Origin of the sequence: Pelomonas candidula (assembly GCF_043555985.1) — a bacterium.
GTDB classification, from domain to species: domain Bacteria; phylum Pseudomonadota; class Gammaproteobacteria; order Burkholderiales; family Burkholderiaceae_C; genus Pelomonas; species Pelomonas candidula.
In genome coordinates, this window is sequence record NZ_JBIGIC010000004.1 from 140243 (window position 1) to 159840 (window position 19598).

At 68.8% G+C, this 19598-nt stretch carries 17 protein-coding genes and 1 pseudogene; 11 read left to right on the forward strand and 7 right to left on the reverse strand.

Translation table 11 applies throughout. From position 1 onward, the window contains the following. Nucleotides 1-63: 63 nt before the first annotated feature. Together ACG04R_RS09415 and ACG04R_RS09420 are read left to right on the forward strand one after the other, a co-directional pair. Nucleotides 64-1044: an SMP-30/gluconolactonase/LRE family protein gene (locus tag ACG04R_RS09415; protein WP_394408662.1), complete on the forward strand. Its 981-nt coding sequence runs from the start codon at nucleotides 64-66 to the stop codon at nucleotides 1042-1044. Next, entirely contained in the window at nucleotides 1041-2096 is a 1056-nt protein-coding gene (locus ACG04R_RS09420) for an aldose epimerase family protein (protein WP_394408665.1), read from the forward strand. The genes ACG04R_RS09415 and ACG04R_RS09420 overlap by 4 nt, the downstream gene beginning before the upstream one ends. 88 nt (nucleotides 2097-2184) lie before the next feature. Here ACG04R_RS09420 and ACG04R_RS09425 read toward each other — a convergent pair whose 3' ends face one another. The 3 genes and pseudogenes from ACG04R_RS09425 to ACG04R_RS09435 all read right to left on the reverse strand — a co-directional run bounded on the left by ACG04R_RS09425 (nucleotide 2185) and on the right by ACG04R_RS09435 (nucleotide 4975). Then, nucleotides 2185-3186 carry an NADP-dependent oxidoreductase gene (locus tag ACG04R_RS09425; RefSeq protein WP_394408668.1) on the reverse strand — a complete coding sequence of 334 codons (1002 nt, stop codon included), beginning with the start codon at nucleotides 3184-3186 and terminating at the stop codon, nucleotides 2185-2187. 129 nt (nucleotides 3187-3315) lie between these two features. Beyond that, a pseudogene (locus ACG04R_RS09430) lies at nucleotides 3316-3984 on the reverse strand (SDR family NAD(P)-dependent oxidoreductase); the annotation flags it as partial. Nucleotides 3985-4186: 202 nt separating this feature from the next. After that, nucleotides 4187-4975, reverse strand: a complete 789-nt coding sequence (locus tag ACG04R_RS09435; protein ID WP_394408671.1) for an SDR family NAD(P)-dependent oxidoreductase — start codon at nucleotides 4973-4975, stop codon at nucleotides 4187-4189. 129 nt (nucleotides 4976-5104) lie between these two features. Here ACG04R_RS09435 and ACG04R_RS09440 point away from each other — a divergent pair, with 129 nt between their 5' ends. Next, nucleotides 5105-5713, forward strand: coding sequence for a TetR/AcrR family transcriptional regulator (locus ACG04R_RS09440; protein WP_394409602.1), 609 nt, complete (start codon nucleotides 5105-5107; stop codon nucleotides 5711-5713). Nucleotides 5714-5725: 12 nt separating this feature from the next. Here ACG04R_RS09440 and ACG04R_RS09445 read toward each other — a convergent pair whose 3' ends face one another. Both ACG04R_RS09445 and ACG04R_RS09450 read right to left on the reverse strand, forming a co-directional pair. Next, nucleotides 5726-6403, reverse strand: coding sequence for a GntR family transcriptional regulator (locus ACG04R_RS09445; RefSeq protein ID WP_394408674.1), 678 nt, complete (start codon nucleotides 6401-6403; stop codon nucleotides 5726-5728). A 215-nt stretch (nucleotides 6404-6618) separates the two neighbouring features. Further along, nucleotides 6619-7803, reverse strand: coding sequence for a fumarylacetoacetate hydrolase family protein (locus ACG04R_RS09450; RefSeq protein ID WP_394408678.1), 1185 nt, complete (start codon nucleotides 7801-7803; stop codon nucleotides 6619-6621). Nucleotides 7804-8033: 230 nt separating this feature from the next. Between ACG04R_RS09450 and ACG04R_RS09455 the strand changes: the two genes are divergently transcribed. Continuing rightward, nucleotides 8034-11144, forward strand: a complete 3111-nt coding sequence (locus tag ACG04R_RS09455; RefSeq protein ID WP_394408681.1) for a TonB-dependent receptor — start codon at nucleotides 8034-8036, stop codon at nucleotides 11142-11144. A gap of 229 nt (nucleotides 11145-11373) precedes the next feature. Here ACG04R_RS09455 and ACG04R_RS09460 read toward each other — a convergent pair whose 3' ends face one another. Then, nucleotides 11374-12636 carry an SGNH/GDSL hydrolase family protein gene (locus ACG04R_RS09460; protein ID WP_394408684.1) on the reverse strand — a complete coding sequence of 421 codons (1263 nt, stop codon included), beginning with the start codon at nucleotides 12634-12636 and terminating at the stop codon, nucleotides 11374-11376. Between the two features lie 288 nt (nucleotides 12637-12924). Then, the gene (locus ACG04R_RS09465) at nucleotides 12925-13431 is read right to left on the reverse strand and encodes a hypothetical protein (RefSeq protein ID WP_394408687.1); all 507 of its coding nucleotides are present in this window, start codon (nucleotides 13429-13431) and stop codon (nucleotides 12925-12927) included. A 249-nt stretch (nucleotides 13432-13680) separates the two neighbouring features. Between ACG04R_RS09465 and ACG04R_RS09470 the strand changes: the two genes are divergently transcribed. From ACG04R_RS09470 to ACG04R_RS09500, 7 genes are all read left to right on the forward strand, one after another. Continuing rightward, nucleotides 13681-13854, forward strand: a complete 174-nt coding sequence (locus ACG04R_RS09470) for a CsbD family protein (RefSeq protein ID WP_394408689.1) — start codon at nucleotides 13681-13683, stop codon at nucleotides 13852-13854. A 154-nt stretch (nucleotides 13855-14008) separates the two neighbouring features. After that, nucleotides 14009-14671: a YiaD family glycine zipper/OmpA-like lipoprotein gene (locus ACG04R_RS09475; RefSeq protein WP_394408692.1), complete on the forward strand. Its 663-nt coding sequence runs from the start codon at nucleotides 14009-14011 to the stop codon at nucleotides 14669-14671. A 69-nt stretch (nucleotides 14672-14740) separates the two neighbouring features. Continuing rightward, entirely contained in the window at nucleotides 14741-15067 is a 327-nt protein-coding gene (locus tag ACG04R_RS09480) for a pilus assembly protein PilP (RefSeq protein ID WP_394408695.1), read from the forward strand. A 103-nt stretch (nucleotides 15068-15170) separates the two neighbouring features. Further along, complete coding sequence (rhaS, locus tag ACG04R_RS09485) at nucleotides 15171-16157, forward strand: rhamnose ABC transporter substrate-binding protein (RefSeq protein WP_394408698.1); 987 nt, start codon at nucleotides 15171-15173, stop codon at nucleotides 16155-16157. Further along, nucleotides 16157-17689, forward strand: a complete 1533-nt coding sequence (locus tag ACG04R_RS09490; protein WP_394408702.1) for a sugar ABC transporter ATP-binding protein — start codon at nucleotides 16157-16159, stop codon at nucleotides 17687-17689. The genes rhaS and ACG04R_RS09490 overlap by 1 nt, the downstream gene beginning before the upstream one ends. Next, on the forward strand, nucleotides 17686-18645 hold the full coding sequence (locus ACG04R_RS09495) for an ABC transporter permease (protein WP_394408705.1): 960 nt from the start codon (nucleotides 17686-17688) through the stop codon (nucleotides 18643-18645). Before ACG04R_RS09490 ends, ACG04R_RS09495 begins: the two co-directional genes overlap by 4 nt. Beyond that, nucleotides 18642-19598 (forward strand): ABC transporter permease, encoded by a 957-nt coding sequence (locus tag ACG04R_RS09500; protein WP_394408708.1) that lies wholly within the window; start codon nucleotides 18642-18644, stop codon nucleotides 19596-19598. The genes ACG04R_RS09495 and ACG04R_RS09500 overlap by 4 nt, the downstream gene beginning before the upstream one ends.

Consider the following 19598-nt stretch of genomic DNA (forward strand, 5'->3'; position numbering starts at 1 on the left):
GGGCCGCCCCAAGCAAGCTCACTCCCGCTCGGCAGGACAGGCCGCAGGCCGAAGGGAGCACCCATGAACCACGAGAAAGGCCCGCGCATCCCCTTCCAGCCGAACGCCCGCCTGCCCGACGCGGCCTTCGAGATCCTCGCGCCCGAAGGCCGCGAGCTGCGGCTGTTCTCGGCCTGCGTCGAACAGCTTGCCACTGGCCTGCAGTGGGCCGAGGGGCCGGTGTGGTTCGGTGACGGGCGCTACCTGCTGTGGTCCGACATTCCCAACGACCGCATCCTGCGCTGGGACGACTGCAGCAGCCAGGTCAGCGTGTTCCGCCAGCCCAGCGGCAACGCCAACGGCCACGCCCGTGACGCGCAAGGCCGGCTCATCAGCTGCGAGCACCTGGGCCGGCGCATCACGCGCACGGAGTGGGACGGCCGCATCACCGTGCTGGCCGACCGCTTTGATGGCAAGCCGCTGAACTCGCCCAACGACATCACCTGCGCGCCCGATGGCGGCATCTGGTTCACCGACCCCGACTTCGGCATCCACGGCGACTGGGAAGGCGCACCTGCAACGCCCGAGCAGCCGCATGGCGTCTACCGCATCGACCCGCAGACGGGCGAGCTGCAGCGTGTGCTCGATGACCTTGCCGGCCCCAACGGCCTGGCCTTCACGCCGGACGGCAAGCGGCTGCTCGTCGTCGAGAGCCGCGCGCAGCCGCACCGGCTGATCTGGAGCTACGCCGTCGACGGCGCGGTTCTCAGCGACAAGCAGCTGCTGATCGACGCTGCGGGCTATGGCGCCCTCGACGGCATCGCGCTCGACACGCAGGGCCGCATCTGGTGCGGCTTCGGCGGCGGCGGCCAGCCGGACGCCGACCCGGCGCAGCTGGACGGCGTGCGCGTGTACAGCCGCGAAGGCAAGCCGCTGGCCCACATCCACCTGCCCGAGCGCTGCGCCAACCTGTGCTTCGGCGGCGCCAAGGGCAACCGGCTCTTCATGGCCAGCAGCCACTCGCTGTATGCCCTCTACGTCAATGCCCGAGGATTCGTCCGTTGAGTACTGAACCCCGCATCACCGCGCGCGACTACGGCCGGCTGCCCGACGGCCGCGCCGTACACGAATACCGCCTCGACAACGGCCATGGCCTCGTGCTGACGGCGCTGGACTGGGGCGGCATCGTCACCGGCCTGTGGCTGCCCGGCCTGGCCGACAGCGTTGTCCTCGGTCTGCGCGACCTAGACGCCTACCTGGCTGGCGCCGGCTCGCACCTGGGCGTCATCGCCGGGCGCTACGCCAACCGCATTGCCGGCGGGTCATTCGAGCTGGATGGTGTGCGCCACCAGCTCGTCACCAACGATGGCCCCAACTGCCTGCACGGCGGCCCGGCCGGCTTCGGTGCGTCGTTGTGGCAGGGCTCGCCGCAGCCGCCCGGCGCGGACGGCAGCGTCAGCCTGTTGCTGGAGCACTTCAGCCCCAACGGCGACATGGGTTTCCCCGGCAACCTGCACGTGGCCGTGCGCTACACGCTTGGCGCGGACGGGAGCTGGCGTATCGACTACGAGGCCACGACCGACACGCCCACGGTCATCAACCTGACCTCGCACGCCTACTTCAACCTGGCCGGCGCCGAGTCCGGCTCGGCGCTGGCGCATCGCCTCACGCTGCACGCCAGCCGCTACACGGTGCCCGGCGCGAACAGCATCCCGCTGCGCCACGCCACGGTCGACGGCACGCCGTTCGACTTCCGCCGCGAACGCGTCATTGGCCGGGACGTGGGCTATGACCACAACTGGCTGCTGGACGCCGCGCCGGACGGCGCGTTGCATCCGGCCGCGCGGCTGACCGACCCGGCCTCGGGCCGCTGGATGGAGATCTCGACGACCGAGCCGGCGATCCAGTTCTATGCCGGCACGTGGATGGACGGCTCGCTCACGAGCCCGCACGGCCAGCGCTACACGCGCGGTGCGGGCGTCTGCCTGGAGACCCAGCACAACCCGGATTCGCCCAACCGACCCGTTGGCCCCGACTGGCCCAGCACGGTGCTTCGGCCGGGCGAGGTGTTCCGCTCGGCGACGGTGCACCGGTTCGGTAACGGACAGGCAGGTTGATGACCGGCGGCAGCTTTGCTGCGATGGCCGCCCCGTGCCCAGACGCGCCGACGGTTGAACCGTCGCGTCGTCACCGAGCTTTTCAAGCTCACCTGATCCGGACGACGACCTTGCCCTTCGCGCGCCCGAGCGCCAGGTAGTCCAGGGCCTGCTTGGCTTCGTCGAACGGGAACACCTTGTCGATGACTGGCCGGATGCGCTCGGCCTTGAGCAACTCGCCGATCTCGGCGAGCTGCTGGCCGTCGGGCCGCACGAACAGGAAGGCGTAGTCCACGCCCTTCTTGCCCGACAGCTTCAGCAGCTTGCGGCTCATCAGGCCGAACACGAACTTCAGCAAGAAGTTGAGCTTCTTCGCCTCGGCGAAGGCAGCGTCCAGCGGGCCGATGAGCGAGACGATGCGGCTGCCCGGCTTCAGGATGTCCAGCGACTTCTCGAGGGTGTCGCCCTTGACCGTGCCCAGCACACCGTCGTAGCCGCGCAGAACCGTCTCGAAGGCCTGCTTCTTGTAGTCGACGATCTCGTCGGCACCCAGGTTGCGCACGAGTTCGATGTTGCCGGTGCTCACCGTCGTGCCCACCTTGGCGCCGAGCTGATGTGCCAGCTGGATGGCGAAGGTGCCGATGCCGCCCGAGCCCGCCGGGATGAACACCTTCTGGCCGCGGCGCAGGTTCATGCGTTCCTTCAGTGCCTGCCAGGAGGTGAGGCCCACCATGGGGATGGAGGCCGCCTGCACGAAGTCCAGGTTGGCCGGCTTCAGCGCTGCGGCGCTCTCCGGCACGGCGGCAAACTCGGCGAGCGAGCCCTTGCCCAGGTCGAAGATGCTCGCGAAGACTTCGTCGCCCGGCTTGAAGCGGGTGACGCGGCTGCCGACGTCGACCACCACGCCGGCCAGGTCGCTGCCCAGCACCGCCGGCAACTTGAAATGCATGACGGGCTTGAAGGTGCCTACCGGGATCATGTTGTCGATGGGGTTCAGGCCCGCCGCGTGAACCTGCACCAGCAATTCGTCAGGTTGCAGCGTGGGGCGGTCGATGTTGGCGAGCCCGATGTCGGGCGATTTGCCGTAGCGCTTGAAGGTGAGGGCTTTCATAGGTTCTTCCTGGTTGCCGGAGGGCTCAGGGCGGCAAGTTGAGTTCGGCGGTGTCGGCTCGTCTGTGCTCGCGGCTGGCGTGGCCGCCCGCGCGGGGCCTTCCACGTGCCGGCAGACGTCGCCCGGTGGCTAGGCCATGCCGAACTGCTTGTGCAGCACCTTGTCGAACAGTGAGCGGGGAAGAAAGCGTCGCGCGAATGCGCCTTGCCGAGCCGACTTGCCGGAGGGGTAGCGGAGCAGGGGGCGCTCCGTGAGCGCGGCCAGCACGACGGTCTGCGCGACGCTTTCCGGGGTGTCTGCCACGGCCATGACGCGGTCGTAGGCGGCCAGGTAGCCAGCGCGGAGCGCGTCGTAGGCGCTCAGCGGCTTGTCAGCGGTGGCGGTGCTCGACTCGAACGAAGTCTTGGTGGCGCCGGGCTCGATCACGGCCACGCGAATGCCGAAGGCGCGCACCTCGTGGTCCAGGGATTCCGAGTAGCCCTCCAGCGCATGCTTGGTGGCCGAGTAATAGGCGCTGAACGGCGAGGGAATGAAGCCCAGGCCGGACCCGATGTTGAGGATGCGGCCGCTTCGTTGCTGGCGCATCAGCGGCAGGACTGCGTTCGTCACGCGAACCACGCCATGGAAGTTGGTCTCGAAGAGTGCCTTGACCTGCTCGATGGAGCTTTCTTCAGCCGCGCCGGTGATGCCGATCCCGGCGTTGTTGACCAGCAGGTCGATCCGGCCTTCGCGGCTGATGAGTTCGGAGGCTGCAGCCTGCACGGAGGCGTCGTCGGTGACGTCGAGCGCCAGCAAGGGATAGGCGCCCTGGGCGCCGTTGCCGCCGCGCCGGCTGGTGCCATGACGGTGAAACCGGCGGCGATCAGCTGCATGGCCGCAGCAGCGCCGATGCCCGACGAGGCGCCGGTCACGAGTGCCACGCGCTTCTGGTGGTTCGATGGGTTCATGTGATGCCTGGAACGGTGAGATGCCGGAAGGGGTGGTGTGAGGCCGTGGCTGCTTATGGCGCGCTCAGGTAGCGCTTGGCCACATGGGCCTGCTGGATGTCTGAGAGCAACCGCAGTCGTGCAGCTTCCAGGGCGCTCCAGCGCGCGACGTCATGCAGCGGCGGCATGGTCACGGGCTCGCGCCGGTCGAAGCCGATCAGGGCGGCGTCGACCAGTTCACCGACGTCCATCAGGTCACTCAGCGTGCTGGCGTCGATGCCCGCGCGCTCCCAGATTTCCGTGCGCGTGCCGGCCGGCAGCACCGCCTGCACGTACACGCCCTTGGGGGCCAGCTCGACGCTCAGCCCCTGGGACAAAAACTGCACAAAGGCCTTGGTGGCCCCGTAGATGGACATGCCGAACTCGGGTGCCAGGCCGACCACCGAGCCGATGTTGACGATGGCGCCGCTGCCGGCCTTGGCGAATCGCGGCGCCACGGCCGCTGCGAGCCGCGTCAGCGACGTGGTGTTGAGCGCAATCAGGCGCTCGATGCTGTCGGCGGTCTGCTGCAGGATGCCGCCCGACTGGGCTGCACCCGCGTTGTTGATCAGGACACCGATGCGCATGTCCTCGCGCAGCCGGCTTTCGACGACCGCCAGATCGGACGGGTTCGTCAGGTCGGCCGGCAGCACCTCGACAGCCACCTTGTGTTCATCACGCAGGCGTTGGGCGAGGCTTTCCAGGCGCGCCTTGTCGCGGGCAACGATGACGAGGTCGTGGCCGCGTTGCGCAAAGCGCTCCGCGTAGGTGGCGCCGATGCCGGTGGAAGCGCCGGTGATGAGGACTGAGTGACCCGTGGACATGACATGACCTTCTGGTGAAGCGGTCAGTCATTATGATTATGATCATCATCCATTGTCAATAATTTGATGATGATCGTCATCAATATAGAATTGATGACGGCACAACAATCAAGTCCCTCTCCAGCAAGCATGAAAGTCTCCAAGGCGCAGGCGCAGGCGAATCGGGCGCACGTGGTCGAGACGGCCTCGCATCTCTTCCGTGAGCGCGGTTTCGACGGCGTCGGCGTGGCCGACCTGATGGCGGCTGCCGGCTTCACACACGGGGGCTTCTACAAGCAGTTCGGTTCCAAGACCGACCTGATCGCCGAGGCGACGGCGTGCGGGATCGGGCAGACGATTGCCTTGGCGGGTGGTGCGGACCCCGCAGAGTTCGTCAACCAGTACGTCTCGAGGGCGCATCGGGACAACCGCGCCGATGGGTGCACGATGGCCGCGCTGGGCGGTGATGCGGCGCGGCAGCCGGATTCCGTCCGGACCGCTTTCGTCGACGGCATCGAGAGCCTGGTGGTCGGCTTGAGTCAGCAGGACGGCTTCTCGGGAGCCGGTCCTGAGCAGGCGCGGGCCAAGATCCTCGATGTGCTGACGCACGCGGTCGGGGCCATCGTCATGTCCAGGGCCTGCCCGGATGACTCGCCGCTGGCGGACGAGATCCTTGCCGTCTGTCGCGCTGCCATCCTGAGTGCCATGCCCCCACCGAAGCCATCCACAGCGGCTCGACGTCAGCGCCGGGCACCTTAGCTGCGGCCGCCGTCAGAGGATCAGGTAATCCGGATACCGCTTCTGGATGTCCTCCACCGAGGCCAGCGTCCCCGACAGATGTTCCCGCACCGCCCGTTGCGCCGCGTCGACATCGCCGGACTCGATGGCTGCCAGGATGGCGTGGTGGCCGTCCATGATGGACTCGGTCTTGCCGATGAAGGGTGAGTGCAGCAACCGCAGTCGGTCCACGTGGCCCGACATGCGCACGACGACCGACCACAGCCGCGGCAGGTTGGCCGCCTCGTACATCAGGCGATGGAATTCCTTGTCCGCGGCGATGAAGCCGGTGAAGTCCTTCCTCTCGGCCAACTCGGTCTGCCGGGCCAGCTGCGTGCGCAGGCCGGCGATCACCGCATCGTCGTGGGCGATGGCCAGCTGCCGTGCGATCTCGATCTCGACGGCGCGGCGCAGGTAATGCGCCTCGCGGGCAGCCGGCACGTCGATGCGGCTGACCTGCGTCGTGTACTGCGCGCGGATGACGACCAGACCTTCCTCGCTGAGCCGCATGAGGGCATCGCGGACGGGGGTCTGGCTGACGCCGAAGCGCTGGGCCAGCTCGGCGCGGTCGAGGGCGATGCCGGGGGCCAGCTCCATCGAGATGATGGCGGCCCGAAGGGCTTCGAGGACCTGTGGCGCGGCGTGGCGGGTGGGATCTCGCGTGAAATTCATCTTGTGGTGTGGAGCGAATTTTCTCACTGGCGCCCTAATGCACTAGAGCGTTAATGCCTACGGCAACTTCACCGTCCGGCGCTCGCGATGGGGGCGTGCGTCGTGTCGGCCGGGGCCCTAGAGCTGTCTGGGCTGCTCAAAAAAACGGCGGCTCCGCGAGAGGCGGGCCGCCGCAAGAGACAGGACACCCACCAGCCCGGGCGTCCGACCAGAGATCAGGGTTCAAGGCGTTGCCGCCGCAAGTGCCTGAGCAGCGCGCCGACGCCGTAGGTCCACGGCGGGATGGTGTCGCTGCGCTGCACGGTGTTGACGAGAGCCCCGAGCGCGGGGCTGGCGATGGTGACGACGTCACCCAGGTGGTGTGTGAAGCCGGCACCCGGCGCGCCGCGATCCTGGATGGGCGAGAACATGGTGCCCAGGAACAGCAGGAAGCCATCGGGGTACTGGTGGTGCGGGCCGCAGGCGTGTCGCACCAGTTCCAGCGGGTCGCGGCTGATCTCCTGCATGCGGCTCACGCCTTCCAGCACGAAGCCGTCGTCCGCGCCTTCGATGCGCAGGCTCACGGCGGCGGCGCGCACGGTGTCGAGCGTGAACTGCCCGTCGAACAACCGGATGAACGGGCCGATGGCGCAGGAGCCGTTGTTGTCCTTGGCCTTGCCGAGCAGCAAGGCGCTGCGGCCTTCGATGTCGCGCAGGTTGACGTCGTTGCCCAGCGTGGCGCCGACGACCTCGGCGCGGCTGTTCACGGCCAGCACGATCTCGGGCTCGGGGTTGTTCCACTGCGAGTCGGGGTGCAGGCCGACGGCGTCGCCGAAGCCGACGGCCGACATCGGCTGCGCCTTCGTGAAGACCTCGGCGTCCGGCCCCAGCCCCACTTCCAGATAGGGCGACCAGGCGCCACGCGCGACGAACTCGGCCTTGAGCCGCCGCGCCACGTCCGAGCCGGGCTTGATGCTGGACAGGTCGGTGCCCAGCGTGGCGGTCAGCGACTGGCGCAGATCGTGGGCTCGCGCGGCGCTGCCGCCGGCCTGGGCTTCGATGACACGCTCCAGCAGGCTGACGGCGAAGGTCACACCGCAGGCCTTGATGGCCTGCAGGTCGCAGGGTGCCAGCAGCCGGGGCAGGGCAGGGTCGGGAGAGGTGGCGAGAGCGTTGTCCAGCACCACCTGTACAGAGCCCAGCGTCGGGCCGGGCGCGTTGCGGGCGACGTTCAGCAGGTCGGGGCGGTCCAGCAGTTCGGACAGCGTGGCGGCGTGGGCGGACAGGTCGACGAGGTCGTCGCCGCGCACGGTCACCAGCGCGGGGCCGGCCGCGTCCGGGCGCCACGCACGACCCACCAGCACCGCGCTGGCGGCATCGACCGGCAGGCCTGCCGGCGTGAAAGCGTTGTTGTCCTGCATCGTCGGAAGCTGCGAAGGGTTCGCTTGATTGTGAGCGCTACCGGTTCTGTTGCCAAGTGGTGCTTCCCACTTGTGGGGCACCATCCATTCTCTACTAATACATTAGTACACACCCTTGTTGACCGCCATGTGTGGTCGACGTAAATTGAAAATGTGCGCGCTAACATTTTGATGGCGGCTGAGATATCTGACCCGCATGAATGGGTCGTAAAACCACTGAGGAGACATCGATGAGCACGACTTATTCGCGGCCGAACCGCCGCGTCCGACCCGGCCAGCTGGCCCTGGGTACCACGCTGCTGGCGGGCCTGATCGGCCAGGCCTACGCACAGACCGCACCGGCGACGGAGCAGAAGCTGGACACCGTCGTCGTGACCGGCATCCGCAGCTCGCTGGCGGCATCGGCGCTGGAGAAGCGCGAGAACATCGGGCTGTCGGACTCGATCCACGCCGAGGACATCGGCAAGTTCCCCGACAACAACCTGGCCGAGTCCATCTCCCGCATTCCTGGCGTTCAGGTGAACCGCGACGTGACGGGCGAAGGCCTGAACATCCAGGTGCGTGGCCTGGGCGCCAACTTCACGCGCATCCTGATGAACGGCAATCCCGTGGCATCGGCCTCCACCAGCTTCGCCAGTGCTGGCAGCGCCAACCGCGAAGTCGACCTGGACTTCATGCCGGGTGACCTGTTCTCGCGCATCACCGTGTCCAAGAGCCCCCTGGCGAGCATGCTGGAAGGCGGTGTCGCGGGCGTCGTGAACATGCGCAATGCCCGCCCGTTCGACAAGCCCGGCACGCGCGGCACCGTCAAGCTGCAACTGGCCAAGAACGACCCCGCCCCCGATCCCAGCACGCGCGGCACGGCGATCGTGAGCACGACCTTCGGCGACACGTTTGGCGTGCTGGCCGGTGTTTCCTTCGCACGCAACAAGATCACCACGCGCGGCTTCGAGGACGGCACGGACTGGGTCACGCCCCGTCTGACCAACCCGTTGCAGACCGGCGCGGGAACCTCGACCACCAACGGTGCCTGGGGCGTTCCGACGACCGTGCCTGCCGCGGCTGCCGGTACTTATGGGTCGACGACGTTGACGGCCGGCCAGGCGGTCAACATGGCTCTGCTGCAGCAACTGAACCCCAAGGCCACCATCCAGCAGATCGACAACGGCTACATGCCGCGCCTGCCGCGCCCGGTGAACTTCTCGGGTGAGCGCGACCGCACCAACGGTCTGCTGAGCTTCGAGTTCCGGCCCACCGCGGACTTCAACTCCTATCTGGACTTGCTGATCGGCGGCAAGAAAGCCAAGCAGGAGCGTGCCGACTTCGACATCAACATCCGAAACAGCGCCGTCATCCCGTCGGCCATGACCTACGACCGCAGCGACTGCTCGGTCTACTGCTTCGTGACGGGCGGCACCCTCCTCAACGGCACCGGCTTCCTTGAATACCGCCGGATGGACGAGAGAAGCAGCTTCACGTCGGTGAACCCGGGCTTCGAGTGGCGCATCTCCGACAAGTGGACGCTGGACGCCCAGGCCAATCAGGCCAGCAGCCGGTTCAGCCGTCTCGCACCCACGCTGCTGGTCCCGACCGACGCGGCCAAGCCGTTCACGGTGAACATCGGCTCCAACGGCACGTTCCCGGTCTACACGCCCAATGGCTTCGACCCCAACAGCCCGGCCAACTACACCTGGGACCACCACAGCAACCCGACCGGCGCGCAGATCAGCATCAACCGCGAAGACCGCTCGATCCAGACGCGGGGCGCGCGCTGGAATCTGGCCTGGGGTGACGACAAGCTGACCGTCAAGGGTGGCATGGCGTACGACACCTATCACCGCTTGATCACGCCGTTCACCGACGATGGCCGACTGCAGAACGTCGTCTGCGGCGGCAACCTGAACGTCCGCCTGTACTCGCCCAACAACGTCAACCCGAACACCTGCTCGTCGGCTGCCGTGACCGCCAACCCGGCGACCCAATATCCTGGTTATGGCCAGGGCGCGACGGCCGGCGGGCCCGCGCTGGCCTATCAGGGCTCGGCCGTGCCGGACATCAGCAAGTACCTGATACCCGGCCCCAACGGCTTCGTGCTGATCGACTGGAGCCGCTTCGCCGGCGCCGTCGGCTACGACAACATCGTCGGCAACATGGTCCAGGTCGCGGGCAGCAATGCCCTGAGCGGCGCCGCTCCCCAGGACTTCGCCGAAAACGTCTTCGGCAGCTACATCGAGGTGGCCGGCGAGACGCGCGTCTTCGACCGCCTGCTGCGCTATGACCTGGGCGTGCGTCGCGCGCACACCATGCAGACCGTCGGCGCCTACACCGGCAACGTCGCCGATCCGCGCAACGCAAGCCTGAGCAACGGCGGCTTGTACCCCTACCTGGTCTCGGAGACGCAGGGCAATACCTCCTACAACAACACCCTGCCCAGCGGCACGTTGGCCTACAACCTGACCTCGGACATGATCATCCGTGCGGCGGCATCCAAGGCCATCACACGCGCCGACCCCAAGGCGCTGCAGCCGCTGAAGGTGACGTCCAACGACGTGGCCCTGTCGAATGCCACCGCCACCAACCCGGGGCTCAAGCCCTTCGAGTCCAAGAACATGGACCTGGGCTGGGAGTGGTACACCGACAAGAAGGGCAGCTACCTCGCAGCGGCCTATTTCGACAAGAAGATCAAGAACTTCCCGCGCACGGTCGTGCGCCAGATGACGCTGACGCAGATCCGCCAACAGTTCGGCTCCGACTCGCTGCAGTACACGGCGGGTAGCGCGATCGACCAGGCCGTGACTGCCGCCGGCGGCCCCGACAACTTCAACATTCCGGTGTCGCAGCCCGTCAACACCGCCGACGTGCTGAAGCTGAACGGCTGGGAGCTGAGCTGGGCGCAGTCGCTGGACCGCTTCCTGCCGATCGACGGCTTTGGCTTCTACGCCAACTACACCCGCACCAAGCAGGACGCGGGCACCAGCGGCCAGGTGCCGATCGGCGCCGCGCCGTACACGGCCAACCTGACCGTCTACTTCGAGAACAGCCGCGGCTCCATCCGCCTGAGCAACAGCTACCAGGCCCGCACGCCGTTCGAGTCGAAGAACACGGACTCCATCCCGGCAGGCACCATGCTCAAGTACAACAAGGCCTACTTCCAGGCGGACCTCTCGACCCGCCTCGAAATCGGCGACTGGGTGAACTGGAAGAAGGGCGTGTCGCTGAACTTCGACATTACCAACCTGAACAAGGCCACGCAGAAGTCCTACATCCAGGATGAGCTGGCCGTGCGCAGCTACTGGGACCCGGGTCGCACCTACCAGCTGACCGCTCAGATGAAGTTCTAACCCTGGACAGTACGCAGCGCCTGGCGCTGCGCGTCGGGTGATGGCTCGTGGAGGATGTCCGGTTGGTCAAGGCTGACGAGGCATTCCTCGGGTCACCCGAGACAAAAAAGGAGCGCTGATGCGCTCCTTTTTTTCGTGCGCCTGCCTGTCGAGTGACATCGAGCTGCACCGCCGTTCGAGCACCGTCGGTGCGGCTCCAACCGCACCGCAGCGTCGGGACGACGCGAGATCAGGGCTTCTGCCCGCAGTGCAGGTCCAGCCACTCCACCGGGAATGCATCCGCCATCGTCTGGTAGCCCGCGGTCGACGGATGCAGGCCGTCGTTGTCGAACTCGTGCTTCAGGTGCGAGGGGCGGGCCGGGTCGCGCATCAGCGCGTCAAAGTCGACGACACCGTCGAAGCGGCCCGGCTCGCGAATCCACGTGTTCAGCGCCTGGCGGTCGGCCTCGTTCTCCGGCTGCGGCTGGTAGTAGCCGCTGCCGCCGTAGGGCATGACGGTCGCGACGAACAGGCACACGCCGCGTTCGCGGGCCTGGCCGGCCAGCGTCGTCAGGCCCCGCTGCAGATCCGCCAGCAGCGCCGCGCGCGATTGCGGCGTCGTCGCGCGCTGGCGGTGGCTGGTGCCGAGGTCGTTGACGCCTTCCAGCAGCACCACGTGCGTGACGCCACTGCGCGCCAGTGCGTCGCGGTCGAAGCGCGTCAGCAGCCGCGGGCCCAGGCCGTCCTGCAGGATGCGGTTGCCGCCGATGCCGGTGTTGACGACGGCTGCCGCCTTGCCCTGCGCCGCAAGGCGGCGGGCGAGGGCGTCGGTCCAGCGCTTGTAGCTGCCCGCGGGCACGCCGTAGCCGTCGGTGATGGAGTCGCCGGCGGCCACCAGCACCGGCTGCGGCGCCGCGCCGCCCACGTCCACGGCCGACAGATGCCACCAGCCATCCCTGGCCGACGCGTCGGCCCAGTCCGTAGCGTCCGCGCGGTTGCCGGGCAGGGCCCAGCTGCTGATGCGCGAACCGGGGTGGGCCGTCGCCTGCGTGGGGGCCGACACGACGTGCATCTGCACGGCCACATCGGCCACGCGTGGTAGTGCCAGCGTGACCGGATCGCTCCAGACCTCGGCGCCGGGCGCGACGCTCAGGCCACGCTGGCCCTGGAAGCTCAGCGGCTTCAGGCTGCCAGCCTGCAGCAGCGGCCTGCCGCCCTCCGTACCGGGCTGCACCAGGGCCACGCTGGCCGCGTCGAGCACCAGCGGCTCGCGCCCGAACAGGTTGCTGACGCGGACCCTCAGCGTGCTGCCTGCCACCGTCGTGCGCACGACCTGGCGCAGGCTGACGTCGCGCAGCGGTGCGGTGCCGGCGGCCGGGGCCTGCTCCAGCTGGGCGCTGCCCCAGGCCGCCAGCCAGCCGGTGTCGGCGGGCTGCCGCGGCACCTGGCCGCAGCCGGCCAGGATGAGGGCGGTGATCAGGCCGAGCGGCCAGCGGGGCAGGGTCTTCTTCATGGAGCTTCCAGCGGAGAGAGGCGAAAATGATATCGCTACCAATCTCCGCGTGACTCCGGGAAGACGCTTGCCCAGCGGCGATGAATTACTGTATAAATAAACAGTTTTCAACGCAAAGCCATCACCATGTACAGCCAGTACCGCCAGAACTACACGCCCAGCCAGCCGCTGCCCCGCTGGATTCAACGGCTCATCGCCTGGTTGTGAGATGACTTGGGGCTGCGCCCTGTATCTTCGCGGCAAGCCGTGAAACCGGCCGGCCCGTTGGGCGGGCCCGTTAGAGCGCGTTCAGCCGCGCTGCAAGTCAGTGCCCCGGATGCAGGTCGACGGCTTTGCTGTGGTCGCCACTGCAGCAGCGGCGGCCGGTGAGGCGCTCTGCGGCGCGGTGGCGAATTCCTGTTTCAGCCGTCGCAGCAGGTCCTCGCGGTCGGGTTGCGGCGCGCCGCAGGAAATCCGCGAGGCGATGGCACGGTCCAGAGCACCTTCCAGGCCGTTGCTCTGCACCGAGTACGACGTGTGGTGCGGCTGACCCTGATGGTCGGTCCAGGTGGCGACGACGCGCAGCACCGGCCCGCAGGTGCGCATGGCCCACTCGAAACGAATACCGGCCGTGCGCGTGCGGCTGCGGCGCATCAGCCGGCCCACGCTGCTGCCGCCGGGGTTGCGGTGGTGCGCGGCATCCGAAGCGGTGGCGTGGCCGTCGCTGGGCGGCGGGGCGGCGTCCACCGGCAGCGGCTCGAAACGGGGCTGGTGCGTGGCGCGCTTGAGCCCGGCGGGAGGACCTTCAAAAGCCATCTCATGACTCCTTGACTGCGAGGGTTCAGGGATCGGTGAACCGAGCATCGGCCGGTCACGCCTCGGCGCGAGGCGGACGAGGCCGGGCGCTGGTGTAGGACGGTGACCCGCGCCACGCGGCGATCTCGTAGGACAGGCCCCACCGCACGACGGCGCGCCCGCCGGCTCCGGCAGCCCGGGCCGCGCCCTAGGCTGGCGTCAGCCGGTCGGGCACCCCGCCGCGACGGCGATGCAACCAAGGAGTGCCGCATGAACAGCGATCAACTGAAGGGCAGCGTGAAGGACATTGCCGGCAAGACGCAGCGCAAGCTGGGTGAGGCCCTGGGCAGCACCGAGCAGCAGGTCAAGGGCGCACTGACCCAGGCCGAGGGCAAGGTCCAGAAGGCAGTGGGCGACGTGAAGCAAGCCCTCAAGCGGCGCTGAGTCCCGGTGCAGGCATGCCGTCGCCTGTCAGGCCGCAATCACCGGCAGGCCTCGACGCTGGCGGGGGCGTAGCCGTCACGGCTGGCCTGAGGCTGCCTGAAAAGCCGGCTTGCCGACGTACAAATCAACGAACGACCCACGCAGGAGATCCTCGATGAATTCCCTTCTTTCCCCCCATCGCGCCGGCACGCTGGCGCTGGCCGCCTCGCTGGCCTTGGTGGCCGGCTGTTCGTCGATGAGCGAGCGCCAGCAGGGCACGGCCCAGGGCGCCGGCGTCGGCGCGGTGGCGGGGGCCATCATTGGCTCGGCCACGGGCGGCAGCGCCGGCAAGAGCGCCGTCATTGGCGGTGCCCTCGGCGCGGTGGCCGGCAACCTCTGGTCCAAGCACATGGAAGACAAGCGCAAGGCGCTCGCCCAGGCCAGCCAGGGCACGGGCGTGGAGGTCACGCAGACGGCCGACAACCGGCTCAAGCTCAACGTGCCCAGCGACGTGTCCTTCGACACCGGCCGGGCCGACATCCGGCCGCAGATGCGCCCGGTGCTCGATGAGGTCGGCCGCAACCTCGATGCCAACGTTCGCGTGACGGTGGTGGGTCATACCGACAGCACCGGCAGCGACGCCATCAACGACCCGCTGTCGCGTGAGCGCGCGGCGGCGGTGCGCGACTACCTGTCCGCCCGCGGCGTGGCGCCGTCGCGCATCAGCGTCTCGGGCCGCGGCTCGCACGAGCCGGTTGCCAGCAACGACACCGAGCAGGGCCGCGCGGCCAACCGGCGCGTGGAGATCTTCCTGTCGGAACCGGGCGCGTCGGGTTGACGTTGCCGGCAGAGCCGGGCGTCATGTCGCGGCAACTACAGTTGTCGCGCTACATCCGAGGTTCGCTCCATGATTGCTCGACGTTTGCTTCTCGTCCATCTGTTGGGGCTGTGGGCAGCTTCGGCGTCCGCGACCAGGGAGCGTCAGGCGCTCGAGGCGTTCGATCTCGATAGTTTGAGATGGGTCGGGCAGCAAACGCTGGACTGCGTGCGTTACGGCGTCGTGCGCGATCCTGGTGGCTATCTGCACCGGGTGTTCAAAGGCGACTTCGTGGGGCGGAACTTTGGCCGTGTCATGGATATTTCCGATGACGGGCTTCGATTGAGGGAAGTGGTCCAAGATGTTCGCGGGGAGTGGGTCGAGCGTGAGGCCTGGCTGCGCAGCGGCATGAAGTGAGGCTGCCGCCTGTTGCCGGCTTTCGAGAAACGCGCACGGTCTTGATTGCTTTGCCAGGGCGGGACGGAGGATGCTCGCGGCCGATTTGTCATCGGAGAACTCCATGCATCGGTTCCGCGTCCTCTGCATCGCCGCGCTCGCGGCGCTGGCCCAGCCGGCCCTGGCCGCCGACAAGATCGCGCTCGTCGTCAAGAGCCTGGGCAACGGCTTCTTCGACGCGGCCCGCCAGGGCGCGCAGGAGGCCGCCAAGGAGCTGGGCGGGCTGGAGGTCATCTACGCCGGCCCGGCCAGGCCGACGGCCGAGGGCCAGGTGGAGATCGTCAATGCGCTCATCGCGCAGAACGTGAAGGCCATCGCGATCTCGGCCAACGATCCCGACGCGCTGGTGCCCGTGCTGAAGAAGGCGATGCAGCGTGGCATCAAGGTCATGTCGTTCGACTCCATGGTGCGCAAGGACGGCCGCCAGCTGCACCTGGCGCCGTCGTCCACGCCGTTGATCGGCCGCAAGCTGGCGGCGTTGGCGCTGGAGGCCCAGCCGGGTGGCGGCGAGGTGGCCGTGCTGTCCGCCACCGCGCAGGCGACCAACCAGAACGCGTGGATCGCCGAGATGAAAACCGCGCTGGCCACGCCGACCTACGCGAGCGTGAAGCTGGTGGGTGTTGTCTACGGCGACGACCAGACGGACAAGAGCTACCGCGAGGCGCAGGGTCTGCTGAAGAGCCACCCGAACCTGAAGGTCATCGTCGCGCCGACGACGGTGGGCGTGGCCGCTGCGGCGCGCGCGGTGCAGGACGAGCATGCGGTCGGCAAGGTGTTCGTCACCGGCCTGGGCCTGCCGTCGGAGATGGTGGGCCATGTGAAGAGCGGCGCGGTGAAGAGCTTCGCGATCTGGAACCCGGTGGACCTGGGCTATTCGGTCATCCAGGTCGCCAACGCGCTGGTGAAGGGCTCCGTGAAGGGCACGCCGGGCGAGACCGTGCCGCTGGGCCGCGTCGGCAGGATGACGCTGGACGCGAACTCCGAGGGCGCGATGGCCGAGCCGTTCACCTACAACGCCGGCAACGTCGAGAAGTTTTCGAAGCTGTTCTGATGCTGCAGCTGCGTGGCATCGCCAAACGTTTCGGCCCGACGCAGGCGCTGCGCGGCGTCGACCTCGATCTGCGTCCCGGCGAGGTGTTGGCGCTCATTGGCGAGAACGGTGCCGGCAAGAGCACGCTCGTGAAGACGCTGACCGGCGTGCACGCGCCCGATGCGGGCGAGATCCTGCTCGACGGCCGGCCCGTCCGCTTCGCGCGCCCGCAGGACGCGCAGGGGGCGGGCATCGCGGCCGTGCACCAGGAGACCGTGGTGTTCGACGAGCTGTCCGCCGCCGAGAACATCTTCATCGGCCGGCCGCCGACGCGGCGCGTCGCCGGGCTGAGAGCCGTGGACTGGGGGCGCATGGAGCGCGAGGCACAGGGCTGGCTGGACGCCGTCGGCGCCACCTTTGCGGCCCGCACGCCGGCCAGGGCGCTGAGCATCGCGCAGCGCCACCAGATCGAGATCGCGCGGGCGCTGGCCATGCAGGCGCGCGTGGTGATCTTCGACGAGCCCACGGCCGCGCTGTCCCGCGCCGAGATCGACGACATCTACCGCCTCGTGCTCCGGCTCAAGTCGCAGGGCGTGTCGGTGCTGTTCATCAGCCACAAGTTCGACGAGCTGTTCGCCGTGTGTGACCGCTACGTCGTGCTGCGCGACGGTGAGTCGGTCGGTGCCGGTGACATGGCCTCGGCCGACGAGGACGAACTGGTGCGGCTGATGGTGGGGCGCGCCGTCGAGCAGATCTATCCGCCACGGCACCGCACGCCGGGTGAGGTGGCGCTGCGCGTGACGGGCCTGAGCCATCCGACGGAGTTCGCCGAGCTTTCCTTCGAGGTGCGGCGCGGCGAGGTGCTGGCGTTCTACGGCCTCGTCGGCGCCGGGCGCACCGAGGCCATGCTGGCGCTGATGGGCTTGAAGCCCGAGGCGACGGCGAAGGTCGAGATCGGTGGCCATGCGGTCGAGCTGCGTGACCCGGCCCGGGCCATCGCCGCGGGCCTGGCCTACGTGCCCGAGGACCGGCGCGGCCAGGGCGCGCTGCTGGGGTTTTCCGTGCGCGAGAACTTGACGCTGCCCGCGCTGGCCGGCCCGCGCCACGGCTGGCACGGCAAGCTCTCGCGCGGGCCGTGGCTGTCGGCCCGGCGGGAGCGCGGTTTCGCCAAGGGCCTCATCGACCGGCTGCGCATCAAGGCCGCGTCGGACGATGTCGCCGTCGGCAGCCTGTCCGGCGGCAACCAGCAGAAGGTCGTCATCGCCAAGTGGCTGGGCCTGCACCCGCGCGTGGTCATCCTGGACGAGCCCACCAAGGGCATCGATATCGGCGCCAAGCAAGCGGTGTACGGCCTCATCGAGGACATGGTGCGCCAGGGGCTGGCGGTCATCCTCGTGTCGTCGGAGCTGCCCGAGGCGATGCACCTGGCCGACCGCGTGCTCGTCATGCGCCGCGGCCGCATCGTCGCGGCGTTCGAGCATGGCGCGCCGGCCGAGGCCATCGTCGCGGCCGCGTCGGGCGTGGCGGCGCCGGCCGAGGAGGTGGCGGCATGAGGCGCGATCACGTGCTGCTGGCCGTCATCGCGGTCATCGTGCTGGCGGTGGGCTGGCGTGCGCCGGTCTTCCTGACGCTGCGCAACGCGCTGGACGTGGCCAACGAGTCCGCGCTGCTGGCCATCCTCGTGGCCGGGCAGGTGGCTGTGCTGCTGACGCGCGGTGTGGACCTGTCGGTGGCGTCCAACCTGGCGCTGACCGGCATGGCGTGTGCGCTGGTGGGCAAGGCGTTTCCGGGGGCGCCGATCGCGCTGCTGTTGCTGCTGGGGTTGGGCCTGGGCGCACTGCTGGGCAGCGTGAACGGCGTGCTGGTTGCGCGCTGCGGCCTGCCGCCCATCGTCGTCACGCTGGGCACGATGTCGCTGTACCGCGGCGCGGTGTTCGTCGCGTCCGGCGGTGCCTGGGTGTCCGAGCAGGACGTGCACTCAGGCATCAAGGCATTGCCGCGCGCCGAGCTGGCGGGCGTGCCGATGCTGATCGTCATCGCCGCGCTGGCCGTCGGTGCCGTGGCGGCGTGGCTGCGCTGGGGGCCGGGCGGGCGCGAGGTCATCGCGTTGGGCAACAACCCCGAAGCGGCGGTCTACGCCGGCATCCCGCAGCGCAGGCGGCTGCTGCAGGTCTACGCGCTGTCCGGCGCGCTGGCCGGCCTGGTGGGCGTGCTGTGGGTGGGTCGCTACGCCATCGCTTTCACCGAGCTGGCAGCGGGCTACGAGCTGACGGTCATCGCCGCCTGCGTGATCGGCGGCGTCAGCATCGCTGGCGGCATCGGCAACGTGGGCGGCGCGATGGTGGGCGTGCTGTTCCTGGGCGTCGTCAACGCGGCGCTGCCGGTCATCCAGGTCTCGCCGTTCTGGCAGCAGGCCATCGCCGGCGCGGTGATCCTGCTGTCGGTGGCCGTCAACGCGGGGGCGCGCGCGAAGGCGCGGCTGCCCATCCTGGAGCGCATGTCGTCATGAAGGCCTTCGGTTCCTGGGAGACCGTGCTGGCGGCTCTCATCCTGCTGCTGTACGCGGGTTTCGGCGCCGGCATCGACGGCTTCCTGTCGCCCTTTGCGCTGGCGGACAGCACGGTCAACATCTCGGAGCGCGCCATCATCGCGCTGGCCATGGCGATGCTGATCATCGCGGGCGAGATCGACCTCTCCATCGCCGCGACGATGGCGTTGTCGTCGCTGGCCATGGGCACGGCCATGCAGGCCGGCGCGCCACTGCCGGCGATGCTCGCGGCCGGGCTGGCGACCGGCGCGGCCTGCGGGTGGCTGAACGGCTGGCTGGTCACGCGGCGCGGCCTGCCATCCATCGTCGTGACCATCGGCACGCTGTCGCTGTACCGCGGCATCGCGCTGCTGGTGCTGGGTGACCAGGCCATCACCGGCTACCCGGAAGCCCTCGTCACGCTGGGCAATGGCACGCTGGGCGACGTGTTGGGGCTTCCCGGGCTCATCGTGCCGCTGGAGTTCTGCGTGGCGGTCCTGTTCGCCGTCGGCGTGGCCGTGTGGATGCACTGCACGGTGCATGGCCGGCGCGTCTACGCGGTGGGCGCCAACCCGCTGGCGGCGCGCTTCAGCGGCGTGGCGGCAGACCGCTACCGGCTGGGGCTGTTCGTGTTCGCCGGCCTCGCGGCGGCGGTGGCGGCGGCGATGCTGACGGGACGCATCGGCAGCACGCGTCCCAATCTGGCTGCGGGCTGGGAGCTGGACGCGGTGACTATCGCGCTGCTGGGCGGCGTGGCCATCCAGGGCGGCCGGGGCAGCCTGGTGGGCGTCACGCTGGCGGCCGTGCTGCTGGGCGCATTCACGTTCGCGCTGGCGATGCTGAACGTGCCGGGCATCGTCATGTCGATGATCGTCGGCGGGCTGCTCATCGCGGCGATGGTGCTGCCGCGCGCCCTCGGCCGGCGCGCGGCCTGA

Coding starts and splice junctions, on each gene's coding strand:
- ACG04R_RS09415 (WP_394408662.1), top strand. CDS start 64: ATGAACCACGAGAAAGGCCCGCGCATCCCCTTCCAGCCGAACGCCCGC.
- ACG04R_RS09425 (WP_394408668.1), bottom strand. CDS start 3,186: ATGAAAGCCCTCACCTTCAAGCGCTACGGCAAATCGCCCGACATCGGG.
- ACG04R_RS09435 (WP_394408671.1), bottom strand. CDS start 4,975: ATGTCCACGGGTCACTCAGTCCTCATCACCGGCGCTTCCACCGGCATC.
- ACG04R_RS09440 (WP_394409602.1), top strand. CDS start 5,105: ATGAAAGTCTCCAAGGCGCAGGCGCAGGCGAATCGGGCGCACGTGGTC.
- ACG04R_RS09445 (WP_394408674.1), bottom strand. CDS start 6,403: ATGAATTTCACGCGAGATCCCACCCGCCACGCCGCGCCACAGGTCCTC.
- ACG04R_RS09450 (WP_394408678.1), bottom strand. CDS start 7,803: ATGCAGGACAACAACGCTTTCACGCCGGCAGGCCTGCCGGTCGATGCC.
- ACG04R_RS09455 (WP_394408681.1), top strand. CDS start 8,034: ATGAGCACGACTTATTCGCGGCCGAACCGCCGCGTCCGACCCGGCCAG.
- ACG04R_RS09460 (WP_394408684.1), bottom strand. CDS start 12,636: ATGAAGAAGACCCTGCCCCGCTGGCCGCTCGGCCTGATCACCGCCCTC.
- ACG04R_RS09465 (WP_394408687.1), bottom strand. CDS start 13,431: ATGGCTTTTGAAGGTCCTCCCGCCGGGCTCAAGCGCGCCACGCACCAG.
- ACG04R_RS09470 (WP_394408689.1), top strand. CDS start 13,681: ATGAACAGCGATCAACTGAAGGGCAGCGTGAAGGACATTGCCGGCAAG.
- ACG04R_RS09475 (WP_394408692.1), top strand. CDS start 14,009: ATGAATTCCCTTCTTTCCCCCCATCGCGCCGGCACGCTGGCGCTGGCC.
- ACG04R_RS09480 (WP_394408695.1), top strand. CDS start 14,741: ATGATTGCTCGACGTTTGCTTCTCGTCCATCTGTTGGGGCTGTGGGCA.
- rhaS (WP_394408698.1), top strand. CDS start 15,171: ATGCATCGGTTCCGCGTCCTCTGCATCGCCGCGCTCGCGGCGCTGGCC.
- ACG04R_RS09490 (WP_394408702.1), top strand. CDS start 16,157: ATGCTGCAGCTGCGTGGCATCGCCAAACGTTTCGGCCCGACGCAGGCG.
- ACG04R_RS09495 (WP_394408705.1), top strand. CDS start 17,686: ATGAGGCGCGATCACGTGCTGCTGGCCGTCATCGCGGTCATCGTGCTG.
- ACG04R_RS09500 (WP_394408708.1), top strand. CDS start 18,642: ATGAAGGCCTTCGGTTCCTGGGAGACCGTGCTGGCGGCTCTCATCCTG.